Source organism: Streptomyces sp. NPDC005263, from assembly GCF_042872365.1.
Classification (GTDB): Bacteria; Actinomycetota; Actinomycetes; order Streptomycetales; family Streptomycetaceae; genus Streptomyces.
The window spans coordinates 346,068-360,207 of record NZ_JBIAKJ010000001.1 but is presented as its reverse complement, the minus strand read 5'-3'; the positions used below and the strand labels follow the sequence as shown (position 1 = coordinate 360,207).

General features: G+C 71.0%; 13 protein-coding genes. 9 read left to right on the top strand and 4 right to left on the bottom strand.

What is annotated here, in order from left to right; all coding sequences use genetic code 11:
* Positions 1-25: 25 nt before the first annotated feature.
* Complete coding sequence (locus tag ACFYRY_RS01640; RefSeq protein ID WP_389138916.1) at positions 26-646, bottom strand: L-threonylcarbamoyladenylate synthase; 621 nt, start codon at positions 644-646, stop codon at positions 26-28.
* 96 nt (positions 647-742) lie between these two features.
* Here ACFYRY_RS01640 and ACFYRY_RS01635 point away from each other — a divergent pair, with 96 nt between their 5' ends.
* The 4 genes from ACFYRY_RS01635 to ACFYRY_RS01620 all read left to right on the top strand — a co-directional run bounded on the left by ACFYRY_RS01635 (position 743) and on the right by ACFYRY_RS01620 (position 7,376).
* Positions 743-1,351: a GNAT family N-acetyltransferase gene (locus ACFYRY_RS01635; RefSeq protein ID WP_389138914.1), complete on the top strand. Its 609-nt coding sequence runs from the start codon at positions 743-745 to the stop codon at positions 1,349-1,351.
* A 101-nt stretch (positions 1,352-1,452) separates the two neighbouring features.
* Positions 1,453-2,985 (top strand): helix-turn-helix domain-containing protein, encoded by a 1,533-nt coding sequence (locus tag ACFYRY_RS01630; protein WP_389138913.1) that lies wholly within the window; start codon positions 1,453-1,455, stop codon positions 2,983-2,985.
* Between the two features lie 298 nt (positions 2,986-3,283).
* Positions 3,284-5,038 carry a hypothetical protein gene (locus ACFYRY_RS01625; protein ID WP_389138911.1) on the top strand — a complete coding sequence of 585 codons (1,755 nt, stop codon included), beginning with the start codon at positions 3,284-3,286 and terminating at the stop codon, positions 5,036-5,038.
* Between the two features lie 55 nt (positions 5,039-5,093).
* Entirely contained in the window at positions 5,094-7,376 is a 2,283-nt protein-coding gene (locus ACFYRY_RS01620; RefSeq protein ID WP_389138909.1) for a helix-turn-helix domain-containing protein, read from the top strand.
* Positions 7,377-7,474: 98 nt separating this feature from the next.
* On the opposite strand, the gene ACFYRY_RS01615 is transcribed toward ACFYRY_RS01620, so the two are convergent.
* Complete coding sequence (locus ACFYRY_RS01615) at positions 7,475-8,470, bottom strand: helix-turn-helix domain-containing protein (RefSeq protein ID WP_389138908.1); 996 nt, start codon at positions 8,468-8,470, stop codon at positions 7,475-7,477.
* A gap of 229 nt (positions 8,471-8,699) precedes the next feature.
* On the opposite strand from ACFYRY_RS01615, the gene rpmG reads away from it, so the two are divergent.
* Genes rpmG through ykgO form a run of 3 tightly spaced genes read left to right on the top strand, consistent with a single transcriptional unit; the run spans position 8,700 to position 9,332 of the window.
* Positions 8,700-8,864 (top strand): 50S ribosomal protein L33, encoded by a 165-nt coding sequence (gene rpmG, locus ACFYRY_RS01610; protein WP_356776722.1) that lies wholly within the window; start codon positions 8,700-8,702, stop codon positions 8,862-8,864.
* Positions 8,865-8,911: 47 nt separating this feature from the next.
* Positions 8,912-9,172, top strand: a complete 261-nt coding sequence (locus tag ACFYRY_RS01605; protein WP_389138905.1) for a type B 50S ribosomal protein L31 — start codon at positions 8,912-8,914, stop codon at positions 9,170-9,172.
* A 37-nt stretch (positions 9,173-9,209) separates the two neighbouring features.
* Entirely contained in the window at positions 9,210-9,332 is a 123-nt protein-coding gene (gene ykgO, locus ACFYRY_RS01600; RefSeq protein WP_356776726.1) for a type B 50S ribosomal protein L36, read from the top strand.
* Positions 9,333-9,435: 103 nt separating this feature from the next.
* Here the strand turns inward: ykgO and ACFYRY_RS01595 are convergent, their stop codons facing one another.
* Both ACFYRY_RS01595 and ACFYRY_RS01590 read right to left on the bottom strand, forming a co-directional pair.
* Entirely contained in the window at positions 9,436-9,939 is a 504-nt protein-coding gene (locus tag ACFYRY_RS01595) for a carboxymuconolactone decarboxylase family protein (RefSeq protein ID WP_389138903.1), read from the bottom strand.
* Between the two features lie 71 nt (positions 9,940-10,010).
* Positions 10,011-10,853 (bottom strand): serine/threonine protein kinase, encoded by an 843-nt coding sequence (locus ACFYRY_RS01590; RefSeq protein ID WP_389138901.1) that lies wholly within the window; start codon positions 10,851-10,853, stop codon positions 10,011-10,013.
* A 318-nt stretch (positions 10,854-11,171) separates the two neighbouring features.
* Between ACFYRY_RS01590 and ACFYRY_RS01585 the strand changes: the two genes are divergently transcribed.
* Positions 11,172-12,701 (top strand): MFS transporter, encoded by a 1,530-nt coding sequence (locus ACFYRY_RS01585; RefSeq protein WP_389138899.1) that lies wholly within the window; start codon positions 11,172-11,174, stop codon positions 12,699-12,701.
* Positions 12,702-13,412: 711 nt separating this feature from the next.
* A complete protein-coding gene (locus ACFYRY_RS01580) occupies positions 13,413-14,072 on the top strand; it encodes a YceI family protein (RefSeq protein WP_389138898.1) in 660 nt (219 codons plus the stop codon).
* Positions 14,073-14,140 lie beyond the last annotated feature (68 nt).

Here is a 14,140-nt window from a genome sequence, read left to right as displayed (position 1 = left end):
CGCCCCGGAGCGTCTGGCGGAACGCCTACTCGAACCGTGAGATGTCGCCCGCGCCCTTCCGGACGATCTCGGCCTCGCCGCCGGAGAAGTCGATGACCGTGGTCGGCTCGGTCCCGCAGTCCCCGGAGTCGACCACCGCGTCCAGTACATGGTCGAGCCGGTCCTTGATCTCCCAGCCCTGGGTCATCGGCTCGTCCTCGTCGGGCAGCAGCAGTGTGCTGGACAGCAGCGGCTCCCCGAGTTCGGTCAGCAGCGCCTGGGTGACGACGTGGTCGGGGATCCGGACACCGACCGTCTTCTTCTTGGGGTGCTGCAGCATGCGCGGCACCTCCTTGGTGGCGGGCAGGATGAAGGTGTAGCTGCCCGGGGTCGACGCCTTGATCGCGCGGAACACGTCGTTGTCGACCCGTACGAACTGGCCGAGTTGCGCGAAGTCCTGGCAGACCAGGGTGAAGTGGTGGCGGTCGTCCAGGCGGCGGATGGTCCGGATCCGGTCGATGCCGTCACGGCTGCCGAGCCGGCAGCCCAGCGCGTAGCAGGAGTCCGTCGGATACGCGATGAGCGCACCCGCGCGGACGCTGTCGGCGACCTGGGCGATGGTGCGCGGCTGGGGGTTGTCGGGGTGCACGTCGAAGTACTTCGCCATCCGCCGAGCTTATGCCGTGCGGCGGCGCCGGTCGCGCGTGCCCCGCTCCGGGCGCGATTCCCCTGGCCCGAGCCGGCCCGGCCGTAGCCTCCGGTCATGGACATCGCAACCGTACGGCTGGAAGCCCCCGCCACCCCGACCGCGCCCCCGCTCGCCCTACGGCCGTGGCACCCGGCGGACGCCACCGGCCTGGTGGCCGTGTTCCGCGACGATGAGGCGCTGCGCCGGTGGGCCCCGGGCGGCCCGCACGACGAGGCGAGTGCCCTGGACTGGGTGTCGCGGCAGCGGCGGCTCGGGGAGAGCGGCGAACGCCTGTCGTTCGCGGTGGTCGAGACCCGTGACCGTGCGATCGGCGGGCGACTGGTCGGCCACGTCGTCGTCAAACGCGGCGCTCGCGACAGCGGGTCGGCCGAGGTCGGCTACTGGACGGCCGCCCACGCGCGCGGCCGGGGTGTCGCTCCCCGGGCCCTGCGGACGCTGACGGACTGGATCTTCGCGTCCTTCCCCGACAGCGAGGTGACGCGCCTGGAACTGTTGCACCAGGTGGACAACACCGCCTCCTGCCGGGTCGCGGACAAGTGCGGATACGTCTTCGAGGCGCTGTTGCCCGCGGCGCCGCCCGCGTTCCCGCTCGACGGCCACCGGCATGTCTCCAGGCGCGCGGAACACGCGGCGAGCGGAACGGAAATGTGGACAAGTTGTTAAGTGGTTAAGGCGAGTGCCCGGGGCGGGCGTCCGGCGGACAAGGCTGAGGTAACGTCCGAGCGGCGGGACGTGACACGACTGAAGGGCCAGGGGAAGGCGACGTGGCTGGGCGGGCGGACGGGCACCGTCCCACAGGGGCGAAGGCCGGCGAGACCACGGACTGGGCACAGGAACTGCTCGACCAGCTGCGACCGACCGGGCGCGACGTCCGCCGGATCGTCGCCTGGCTCGCGGCCGCCGTGCACGGCACGGTCTCCCTCCAGGACGACAGCGGCGCCCTCCTCGCCGGCACCCGCGTCCAGGTGGACGAGGACCTGGTCCGGGACATCGTGACCGGCCGCATCGCCTCCGCCTCCTGGGAGGGTCACGGGCAGCACAAGCGCCTGGTGAGAGTGGAACGCCCGCACCCGGCCACGGCGGGCGTGCTCGCCGTGTCGCGTCAGGACCCCTTCGACCGGCGCGCCTCAGAGGTCGTGCTGCACACCGCGCAGGTCCTGGAACTGCTGCTGCGGGCCAATGAGACGACCGCGGCCGGCCACCGGCTGCGGCGCGCGACGTCGGATCTGCGGCTGGCGATCCTGCAACTGCTGATGGTGGAGGACACCGTCTCGGCACGCAGGGTCGCAGCGGGCCTGTGGCCCGGCCTGCTCGACACGGACACCGCCTGCGTCTACGTCCTGGAGGGCGACGCCGGTGCCCGCGACCGCCTCGCCGACGAATGCCTCGACGCCACGCAGGAACAGGCCCTCGTCGTCCGCTGCCCGGCCGTGGACCAGCACGTGATCGTGGTCGCCCCCGAGGAGCCGGCGGCCCGGGCACTGCGCTCGCTGGCCGCCCGGACCCCCGACACGTTCCTCGGCGGCAGCGTCCGACAGAGCCTCGCCCGCACCGCCACCGCCTACGGGCAGGCCGTCAGCGCCCTCGCCGTCGCCCGCTTCCGGCCGGAGAAATCGGCCGTCTACGCCGAACGCACCCACCCCGAACGCCTGATGGACCCGGCCGGCCTGCACCACTGGAGCGCCCGTGTGCTGCGGCCGCTCGACACGCTCCCGCACCACACCCGCGCCGAACTGCTCGCCACCACCCGGCTCGGCCTGGAGTTCACCGCCGTCAGCGCCGCCAAGGTCCTCGGCGTCAGCCGCAACACCGTGCGCGCCCGCATGGAACGGGTCGAGGGCCTGCTGGGCACGGACTTCTCCGACCTCACCGTCCGGGCTCTCGCCCACCTCGCCCTCAACACCCAGGTCGGCTTCTCCGAGCCGCCGGCCCAGAACACCGGGCCGGAACCGGTCCCCGCCCGGCTGGCCGACCTGCTGGCCGGGACCGCGGTGCGGGGCTGGGCCCACGACCTCCTGGGACGGCTGGGTGCGGACACCCGCGACCTGCGCCGGACGCTGCGCACCTGGATCGCGGCCGGAGGCAACGCGGAACGCGCGGCACTGACCCTCGGGATGCACCCCCAGACCGTGCGTGACCACGTCCGCAGCGCGGAGCCCGTACTGGAGCACCACCTGCTCGCCGCCGGCAGCGATCTCTACGAGGTCGTCCTCGCCCATGTGGTCGTCGGCGAGCTCGAAGCCCCCGTCCTGGACCGGGCGAACCGGGGCCATCCGGACTCATCTGTGCACGGGTGAGTCCTCCGGGCGGACCAGCGGGCACCGGTGCGATACACAACGCTTGGGCCTGGCACGTAAGTTCTGACACACCGCGGGGGCACGACCGGAACGGGGGACCGGTCGCGCCCCTGGCGCGGCACCCACCGTCACCGGACGACTCCACCCGGTCGCGGCGGGCCCTTCGCAGGGGCCTGGGAGTGAACGTCGACACCCGCGCGGGGTGCACGGGGGACACCTGGCACGAACAGGCCCAGATCGGGGAAAATCGACTCCGGGACGACCATCTGCCGAGCGGCAGCACAGTCAGGAGTGACGCATGGAGTACTACGATCTCGGCCCGCACGGCCGCTCCGTGACGACCTCGTCCCCCGAGGCCCAACTCTGGTTCGACCGGGGCCTGGTGTGGACGTACGCCTTCCATCACGAGGAGGCCGTCTCCTGCTTCGAGGCGGCGGCCGAGGCGGATCCCGACTGTGCCATGGCCTACTGGGGCATCGCCTACGCCCTCGGCCCGAACTACAACAAACCCTGGGAGTTCTTTGACGACCAGGACCTGGCCAGGACCGTCGACCGCACCCACGCCGCCGTCGAAGCGGCCCATGCGAGGGCCGCCGGTGCCACCGCGGTGGAGCGGGCGCTGATCGGCGCACTCCGCGCCCGGTATCCGCGGGCCGAGCCGGTGGCGGACTGTTCGGTGTGGAACGCGCCCTACGCCGACAGCATGCGCACCGTCCACGCCCTCGCCCCGGACGACCTGGACATCGCCACGCTGTACGCCGACGCGCTGATGAACCTCACCCCCTGGCAGCTGTGGGACCTGCGCACCGGCGAGCCGGCCGAGGGGGCCCGCACCTCGGAGGCCAAGGCCGTCCTGGACCGCGCGCTCGCCACCGACGCCGGACGGCGGCATCCGGGCGTCCTGCACCTGTACATCCACCTGATGGAGATGTCCCCGGCTCCCGAGCTGGCCCTGCCCGTCGCCGACCGGCTGCGCGGTCTGGTACCGGACGCCGGTCACCTCCACCACATGCCCTCGCACCTGGAGGTGCTCTGCGGCGACTACCGGCGTGTGGTGTCCGACAACAGCGCCGCGATCATCGCCGACGAGAAGGTCCACGCACGCGCCGGGGCGATGAACTTCTACACGCTGTACCGGTCGCACAACTACCACTTCAAGATCTACGGAGCGATGTTCCTCGGCCAGTCCGAGGTCGCCCTGGAGACCGCCGCCCAACTGGAGGCGTCCATCCCGGAGGACCTGCTGCGCGTCCAGAGCCCGCCGATGGCCGACTGGCTGGAGGCCTTCCTCGCCATGCGGGTGCACGTCCTGATCCGCTTCGGCCGCTGGGACGACATCCTGGCGCGGCCCCTGCCCGCCGACCCCCGCCTGTACTGCGTGACGACCGCGATGCTCCACTACGCCCGGGGAGTCGCCCTCTCCGCCACCCACCGGATCTCCGAGGCGGAGGCCGAACGACGGCTCTTCCACGAGGCGGTCGCCCGCGTCCCCGGGACCCGCATGCTGTTCAACAACACATGCGCCGACATCCTCGCGATCGCCTCCGCGATGCTCGACGGCGAGCTGGAGTACCGCAAGGGCAACCACGACGCCGCCTTCACCGCGCTCGAACGGTCGATCGAGCTGGACGACAATCTCCCCTACGACGAGCCCTGGGGCTGGATGCAGCCCACCCGCCACGCCTACGGCGCCCTGCTCCTCGAACAGGGGCGCGTCGCTCAGGCCGAGGCGGTCTACCGGGCCGACCTCGGCCTCGACGACACGCTCCCGAGGGCCCTCCAGCACCCGGGGAACGTCTGGGCCCTGCACGGCCTGCACGAATGCCTGGTGCGCCTGGGCAGGGCGGACGAGGCGCGGATCATCGCCCAGCAACTGCGTATCGCCGCCGCGTTGGCCGACGTACCGGTCGAGGCGTCCTGCTACTGCCGCCTCGACACCGCAACCGACACCGACTCGGGGTCCGGCACCGACTCGCCCACCGATACCGACACCGAGATGGCCACCGCCTCGAGCCCCGGACGGGGCGGGGCGGGCCGCTGCTGCGCGGACTGACCACCGTGGCCCGTCCTCTAGGCTGGGACGCCGCCGAGGAGAGGAAAACGCTGTCGTGGTCGGTCCGCAACCGGACGCCCTGGGTCCGTTGCTGCGCGGCTTCAGACATGCGGCGGGCATGACGCTGGAGGAACTCGCCGAGGCCTCGGACGTCAGTGATCGCGCCATCGGCGACATGGAGCGGGGCCACAGCAGAGGACCGCAGGCGCGCACCGTCCAGGCCCTGGCCACCGCCCTCGGTCTCCGGCAGGAAGACGCCGACGCTCTGCTGGCCGCCGCCCGCGACGGCCGCCGCCGCACCAGACGCACGCCGTCCGGGCTGTGCGATCTCCCTCCGCCCATCCCCGACTTCGTCGGCCGTCAGGAGGAGATCCGCTGGCTCGACACGGCCGGGAGACCGGGCGCCGGCACCCACGTCGTCATCGTCAGCGGAGCCCCGGGACTGGGCAAGACGACACTTGTCGTCCAGGCCGCCCACCAGCAGGCGAAGCGGTACGACGACGGATGCCTGTTCCTCAATCTGCGCGGTCTGGACGCCCAGCCCGTCGCCCCCCATGAGGCGCTGGCCCGCCTGCTGAAGGCCCAGGGCGTACGGGAACGCGAACTGCCGGCGGACGTCGAGGAACGCCAGGTGCTGCACCGCCGTCTGGTCCGCGACAAGAACGTTCTCGTCATCCTCGACAACGCCGCCGACGAGGCACAACTGCGTCCACTGCTGCCGGGCGAGGGCACCTGCACCTTCTGGATCACCAGCCGCCGCGCGCTGACCGGCATCGAGTACGCCCGGCGACTCATACCGTCCCCCCTCGCCGCCGACGCGGCCACCGCCCTGCTGGAGACCATCACCGCGGACCGGCCGGGTCCCGGGGCGGACGAGCAGGACACCGCCTCCCTGGAGCGCATCGCCGACCTCTGCGGAGGCCTGCCGCTCGCCCTGCGTATCGCGGGCAACCGCCTGGTCAGCCGTCCGGCGTGGACCGCCACCGGTCTGGCCGCCCGGCTGGCCGCCGAGGACCTGCGCCTGGACAGGCTGACCGCCGGAGACCTCCGGATCAAGTCGGCCTTCACTCTTTCCTATGAGCAACTGGCCGAGCCCGCACGGAAGTTGTTCCGACGGCTCTCCCTGGTTCCGGGCCCCGACTTCGCTCCCGCGCTCGGGTCGGCACTCACCTCGTTCGGGCCCGCGCAGGTGGAACAGCTGATGGACGAGCTCATCGAACTCGGCCTGCTGAACGCCGCCGGCGGTGACCGGGCCGCCTTCCACGACCTGGTCCGGCTGTACGCGCACCAGTGCCTGAGCGACGAGGAGTCCCCCGGCGAACGGGAGGCTGCCCGCAGGGCCCTGCACACCTGGCTCCTGGACACGGCCCGCAGCGCCGGGCAGTGGTTCGAACCGGTCCTCGGCCCACGGACCGTCGACGACCCGCTCGTCGACCTGCGCGACGCACCGTCCGCCCAGGACTGGCTGCGTACCGAGAGCGCCAACTGGTTCGCCGCCCTGCGCACCGCGGCGGCCGCGGGCGAACACCGGGTGGTCGTCGAGGTCGCGGAGTCCATGCACTGGTTCTCCGACCGGTGGGCCCACTGGGGACACTGGCACACCGTCTTCGCGCTCTCGCGAGCCGCCGCCCACGCCCTCGGCGACCCCGGTCTCGAAGCCACCCATGCCAACTACCTGGCCTGGGCGTTCACCACCTGCCTGGGCAGACCCGCCGACGGCATGGCCCTCGCCCTGGAGGCTGCCGAACTCGCGCGGCAGGCCCGCAACCCCGTGCAGGAGGCGTGGTCACTGACGTACGCCGCCTACGCCGCCACCGACTCGGGGAAGTTCGGCGCGGCCGTCGAACAGGCCCGGCGCGCGGTCGCCCTGTTCGCCGCCGCGGGGGACAAGGAGGGACACCCGCAGGCCCTCCTGGGCCTCGCCCTCAATCTGCGCGCGGCGAACCGTCTCCAGGAAGCCGTCGAGACCTTCGACACCGCCGTCGCGTGGGTGAACGACCCGGCCACCGCCCCGGCGCCGCACATCGCCGACGTCACGGCCATGAACGCCCTGAGCGGCAAGGCACAGGTCCTGCTGGACCTCGGCCGATGGGAGGCGGCGATCGAGGCCTGCGACCGCGCGCTGGAGCACGACGCCCGGGTCGGGGTTCCGCTCAACCGTGGCGTGCCGGCGATGCGCAAGGCGCGGGCCCTGTGGGCACTGGGCCGACGGGACGAGGCGATGGAGATGATCGAGGACGCCGTCCACTGCTTCACCGAGGCCGGGTCCGAACGGTGGCTGGACGAAGCGACCGGCCTGCGGGAGAAGTGGCTGGAGCGGGGCGAGGGCACGGACTGAGGCCGCGGGCGAGGCGAGGCGAGGCTCGCGCTCGGGCAGGCGCGGAGCTCTGGCGGGCCTGCCGCGCGGCGGCCGCAGCGGCCTCGGGGTCATCGGCGTCATCGGCGGCCGGCCCCCTCCGCCGGACTCCGCGTGGGCTCCTCGCCACGCGCCGTCGCCTGCCAGTCCCGGGGCGACATGCCGTACGCGGCCCGGAAGGCGCGGCTGAAATGCGCGGGACTGACGAACCCCCAACGATGCGCCACGGACGCCACACCGGGCCCGCGTAACGAGTGGCGCGCCAGGTCGCGACGGCACATCGCCAGCCGACGGGTCTGGATCCACCTGGTCAGCGTGGTGTCCTCGGACTCGAAGAGCTTGTGCAGGTACCGGACCGAGATGTGGTGCGCGTCCGCGATCGACCGTGGCGACAGATCGGGATCGGGCAGGTGCCGCAACGCGTGGTCCTTGACGCGGGCCAGCATGGCCCGGCTCGCCTCGGGGGCCTGCGGCACGTGCCGGTCCCGACGTTCCCGGATCAGGGTGGCCAGCAAGTCGATGGCGGTGAGCCCCAGTTGGTGTGCGGACTCGGGTGGGATCCCGGCCGCGTCGCGGGCCAGCGCTCCCAGATAGGCCGCCACGACGCCGGCGCAGCCGCCCGTGGGGGAGAACACCGTAGCGGTGAGGGCCCCCAGATCCGCGTCGGTCACGTTGAGCGCGCCGCGGGGCAGGTGGAACGCCGTGAATCCGAACTTCGCCGGCAACTCCTTCAGGAAGGGCCGCGCGGAGTCGGACAGGGCGAACTGCCCCGGCTCCAGGAACGCATCACGCCGGTCCTGCTCCAGCCGGGCGGTCCCGTGGTGCTGGATGGTGAGCGTGAGGTGGCTCTCGCCGCCCCGCGCGATCATCCGGCCGTCCCGTACGACCTTCTGCGGCCCCGCCGAGACGGCCGAGACCTGGAGCGGCCCCAGCTGATGGCTGGTGATCGTCGCCGCGGACGGCCGCGCCTCGTACAGCTCGACGTCCAGCGGAATGAACGTGTGGGAGACGGCGTCACGCCAGAACTCCGCGCGGTCGGACGGGGACAGCGAAGAGGTCGTCAGGGTGATGCTCATGGCGACTCCTGTTGGGTTCCGACGCGAACGCCGACCGTGCGACGCCATCCATCACACCTCGGATCGACCACCCGCGCCAGGAAGAACAACAGGAAGAACAACCGGAGGTTCAGCGAGTGCGCCCGTCTTGGGCCGGGTCGGGAATGCGGTGACGGAAGACGGCGTTGTAGCCCACGTAGCTGACATGCACGGACCAAGAAGTCCGTGATGTGGGCGGAAGGAGGGCCTCATGGCACGCAACACCGCGCGTCCCGTCGTCACGCTGAGGTCGACGGCCGGGACCGGCGTCACCTACGTGACACGCAAGAACCGTCTCAACGACCCCGACCGGCTGGTCCTGCGCAAGTACGACCCGGTGGCCGGGGAGCACGTCCCCTTCCGCGAGGAGCGATGACCGAGGTCATCGCACCGCGCCGGACGGCCGTGAGAAAGGAAAAAACCATGAGGTCCGACATCCACCCCGTCTACCGCCCGGTCGTCTTCCGCGACCGCGCGGCGGGAGCCACGTTCCTCACCCGCTCGACCGCGCGGACGTCGCGGACGATCGAGTGGACGGACGGCTCCACCTACCCGCTGATCGACGTCGAGGTCTCGTCGGCCGGCCACCCCTTCTACACCGGCGCCTCGCGGGTCGTGGACACCGCGGGCCGCGTCGAGCGGTTCCGGCGACGCTACGGAGACCCGGCGACCACCGTCCGCTGACCACGCGACAGCCGTCGAGCAGGAGGAGGACACCGATATGAAGGTGCGCAATTCGCTGCGTGCGCTGAAGTCCCGGCCCGGGGCTCAGGTGGTGCGCCGCCGGGGCGTGACATTCGTGATCAACAAGAGGGACCCGCGCTTCAAGGCCCGCCAGGGCTGAGCCTGCGCGGTCCACCCTGTCGGCCCGGCCACCGCCCGCGGTGGCCGGGCCGACCGTGCGACCAGCCCGATCACCCGCCTGAACGGTGGACGAGACATCGCCGTCAGGCCGATGACGGCGGCGGTGCGGGAACAGCGCGCACGGGATGCTTGCTCATGACGGACACCCGGTTGAAGGCGTTGATCGTGATCGCCACCCAGATCACCGCCGATATCTCGTCGTCGGACAGCACCACCCGCGCCTGTGCCCAGGCGCTCTCCTGCAGCACGCTGTCCGCCGGACGTGTGGTGGCCTCGGCCAGCGCGAGAGCGGCCCGCTCGCGAGGGGTGAACAGCTCGGTGTCCCGCCAGGCCGGGAGCACCCCCAGACGCTGGGTGGTCTCGCCGGCCCGCAGCGCGGCCCTGGTGTGCAGGTTGAGGCAGTACGCGCACGCGTTGATCTGCGACACCCGGATGTTGACGAGCTCGACGAGGAGCCGCTCCAGTCCCGCGGCGGCGGCGACGCCCCGCACGGCCTCACCCGTGGCGGTCAGGGCGCGGTACGCCTCGGGGCTCTGCTTGTCGACGAAGACCCGTCTGCCGGTGGTGGCCGGTGCCGTATCTGTCACGTGCGCTCCTTGATCGCGATGTCTCACCGATGGTCCTATCACGCGCGCCGCCGGGCTTCGTGGACAGGCGGTCAGCGGTGTGCGGGCGCAGGTGGCGTCACCGCCTCGGGTGCGGTCGCCGGGCATGGTGCGGGGGTGCGACGCGGCAGCAGCGCGAGGTGCTCCTCGTGCACCAGGTTGAACCGCAGGGCGAGCGTCACCAGGTCCTCGCGCTTGGCGCCCACCCGCCCGCCGTCCTTCGGGCCGGACGGCGACAGGTCGTCCTCGTGGACGCTGCGCAGCCGGAGCTTCGCGGACGTCAGATAGTCGATGTGGTAGTTCACCGCCGAGCGGGTCAGGTCACGGCAGGACTCCAGGGCGCGCAGCCTTTCGACGATCTCTCCGGCGCCGGGCAGGGCCGCACCGGAGGAACTGCGCAGCCTCGGTTCGCACAGCGCGACCAGCACCAGGAAGTACTTCGACGTCGGGTCGAGGGAGAAGGGACTGACGGTCCGCTCCCCGTGGTCGGGGCCCGCCCCGTCCGGCGCGTAGGCGTGCTGCGGCGCGAAGACCTTGAAGGCCGCGGTGCCGTCCAGCGCGGGCAGCACCACTCTGGAGAACTCGAACGGGACGGGGGCGCCGAGCCGTCCGGGCGCGACCTTGATGTACTCGCCGGCTCCTTCGAGGTTCTCCACCACATAGGTGGACGTGGCGCTGAAGTTCGACAGGCGCCAGAAGTCTCCAGCGGCCTCGATGCGTCCCGCGAGGCGCGACACCCCCGGATCGGCCAGCACGATGGCCGGCACCTCGCCCGGCGCCCCCCGACCGAAGTCCTTCGTCTCACCGGGCCCCATGTGGAGCAGCCGCGGCTTCCGGTGAATTCCCCGCTGATGTGCCGTGGTGTCGTCGGGCAACTGCACGATAACTGTGTCCATTTCACACTTCCCCCGTGGCGGTCGTTGAAATTCCACACTGCTGCGCACGACGCGTAACGCGCAACGCGTCATGTGTAAAGCGCGATGCGCGGCCCGTCACGCGACGGCCCTCGGACGGCGATCGGGCCCGCCCCGAGATCACGTACGGCCCGTCGCAGCAGGAGGGCAGAGCGAGGTCGTGCGGCGTGAACGACGTCACCGACGCCGACAGGGGACTTTGCTGTGTGGCACGCGCAAACGTGGGCAGCAGCAATGACGGCGCTGGACGATCGGCGCAGCACAGATGATGTCGGGAGAAAGGCCCTGATCGTGGCACACATGAATCCAGAGGAGCAGCCAAAGCCGCCGGGCAGGGGGAACCTTCCGAAGTCCGTCGCCAAGCTGCCGCAGCAGGTCAGGGAGGAACTGACCCGACGGCTGCGACGCAACAAGCGCGCCTTCCGCGAGGAGGACGTCCAGGTCGTCGAACGACCGCTGCTGAAGCGCGCCGTCGGCGCCTCGGCGCTCGGCAACTGCATGGAGTGGTTCGACTTCGGCGTCTACAGCTACCTCGCCGCCACCCTCGGCAAGGTGTTCTTCCCCGGCGCCTCGCCGGCCGCCCAGGTCATCTCCTCCTTCGCGACCTTCGCCGCGGCGTTCGTGGTCCGCCCCCTCGGCGGCCTCGTCTTCGGCCCGTTGGGCGACCGGCTCGGCAGGCAGAAGGTGCTCGCCACGACCATGATCATGATGGCGGTCGGTACCTTCGCCATCGGCCTGATCCCGAGCTACGGCACCATCGGCATCGCCGCCCCCATCCTGCTGCTGCTCGCCCGCATGGTCCAGGGCTTCTCCACCGGCGGCGAGTACGGTGGCGCCACCACCTTCGTCGCCGAGTACTCCCCGGACCGCCGTCGAGGCTTCCTCTCCAGCTGGCTCGACTTCGGCACCTTCACCGGCTACGCCCTCGGCTCCGCTCTGGTCACCGTCCTCAACCTGCTGCTCAGCGACGCCGAGATGCTCTCGTGGGGCTGGCGGATCCCGTTCCTGATCGCCGGTCCGCTCGGGGTCATCGGTCTGTACATGCGGCTCAAGCTGGAGGAATCCCCGGCGTTCCAGCAGCAGTTGGACGAACACGAGAAGAGCCTTGCCCAGGAGTCGACGGGCAGCGAGCTGCGGGCCATCGTCAAGGACCACTGGCGGCCGCTGCTGATCTGCATGGGCCTGGTGCTGCTCTACAACGTCACCAACTACATGGTCACCGGATTCCTGCCCACGTATCAGACGGAGACGCTGCACCGCTCCAGCAGCTCCGCCGACGTCCTGGTGCTGGTCGGCATGGTGTGGATCGTGCTGCTGATCACCTTCCTCGGCCGGTTCAGTGACCGCGTCGGCCGACGGCCCCTCTACGGGTGGGCGGCGGCCGCGATGATCGTCCTCGCCGTCCCGTCCTTCCTGCTGATCAAGGCGGAGGGGACCTGGCTCCCCATCTTCGGCGTGCTCATTCTCTCCACCCTGCTGGCCTGCTTCGCCGCGCCGAGCGCCGCGACGCTGCCCGCCCTGTTCCCGACCGCCGTCCGCTACGCGGCCATGGGCATCGGCTTCAACTTCGCCGTCGCCGCCTTCGGCGGTACCACTCCACTCGTGACCGAGGCGCTGGTCAGCGTCACCGGCGACGACCTGGTGCCCGCCTACTACCTGATGCTGGCCGGGGTCATCGGCCTGGTGACGGTGAAGTTCCTGCCGGAGAGCGCCCAGGTACCGCTGAATGGCTCGCAGCCGATGGTCGGTTCACGGGAGGAACAGCGGGAACTGATCAGCACCTCCACGGACCTGTACAAGGCCTCACGCCAACACGCCGGAGTCCGTTGAGCCGGGCCGGGGGCCGAGGATCGTCCCCCAGGTGCCGCAGCACGTGACATCGCCGCACGACGGACCAGCCCCGACCCCGCAACGGCGCGGTGTCGAGGGCGGGCCGTGCGGCGGGGTGCGGACGCACCGCGGCGCGACCAGGGCCCGGGAGTGCCGTGACGCGACAGCGGCCCGTCGAACGAGTGTGGGCACGAGCACCCTCCAGCCTGGGGTAAGCTTGATCCAGAACGCGGCGCCGAACTTCCGGTGTCCGACGATGCGTTGGTGGTCCAAGGAAAGACGCCCCGCTTCCTGCGGGGAAATGCAGGTGCAAGGCCTGCCCAGCGCTCCAAAAGGAACCCCATCCCGCCCAGCGGGATGGGGTTCCGTCATGGCGGTGACCTTTCCTCACCGCCCCGTACTAATCCGGAACGAAACCCAGGAAATCCGCGAGGACTTCGCGACCCGCGCACTCGTCGGAGTCGACCAGGGGTATTCGCGCTATGTGGCCCGGAATGTCATTGAGGGCAGCGCCTGAAGTCGTCGACGAACGGGCACGCGTCCGCCACTCCGTTTTCCGCGGCTTGCTGGGAGCCGAGTGGCGGGTGTGTGAAGTTTTCGTTCCTCTCCGATGCCGGGACGGTGCGCGATGTGTGCGGTGTGCCTTCGGAAAGTGCCGGTCACCGGTGCGGACTTGCGGCTGGATCTCCTCGTGCAGTAATCAGGTGAATCATGAACTTGTTCAGCCGTGGCAGCGTGTTCCGACGCTCGGAGCACGCCGCCGCCCCCCAACCCCCCACTCGGTCGACGGGCGCCGCCTCCGCCGTGCTTCCGGAACCCGGCCTCTCGGCGCTGACCGGAGAATGGGTCATCGACCCCGCACACAGCAGGATCGGCTTCTCCGTGCGGCACGCCATGGTGACCACGGTCCGCGGTGCCTTCACCGAATACCAGAGCCGTCTCTACTTCGACGGCCGCGATCCGGAACGCTCGAAGGCGGAGATCGTCGTCTCCACCGCCGGCGTCGACACCGGCGTGGAACAACGCGACGCCCACCTGGTGGGCCGTGACTTCCTGGACGCCGCGACCTACCCCCACCTGCGCTTCACCAGCACCGCAGTCGAGGTCTCCGGCAACGATGTCTACCTCATGACCGGTGACCTCACCATCAGGGCCACCACCCGGCCGGTCGTGCTGGAGCTCACCTACATCGGACACGTCACCGACCCCTTCGGGTACGAACGCGTCGGCTTCGACGGGACCACCACCATCAACCGTTCCGAATGGGGTCTGACGTACAGCTCCAAGCTCGCCGAAGGCGGCGCCATGGTGAGCGAGAAGGTGCGCCTCCAACTCGACATCGCCGCCATCCGCGCCATCCCCACCGGCTGACCCTGAGGAGACGGACGAACCGAACAGTGTGGGGCGGTCCGGGCGCGCGCTCATCAGGTCAAGCGTCC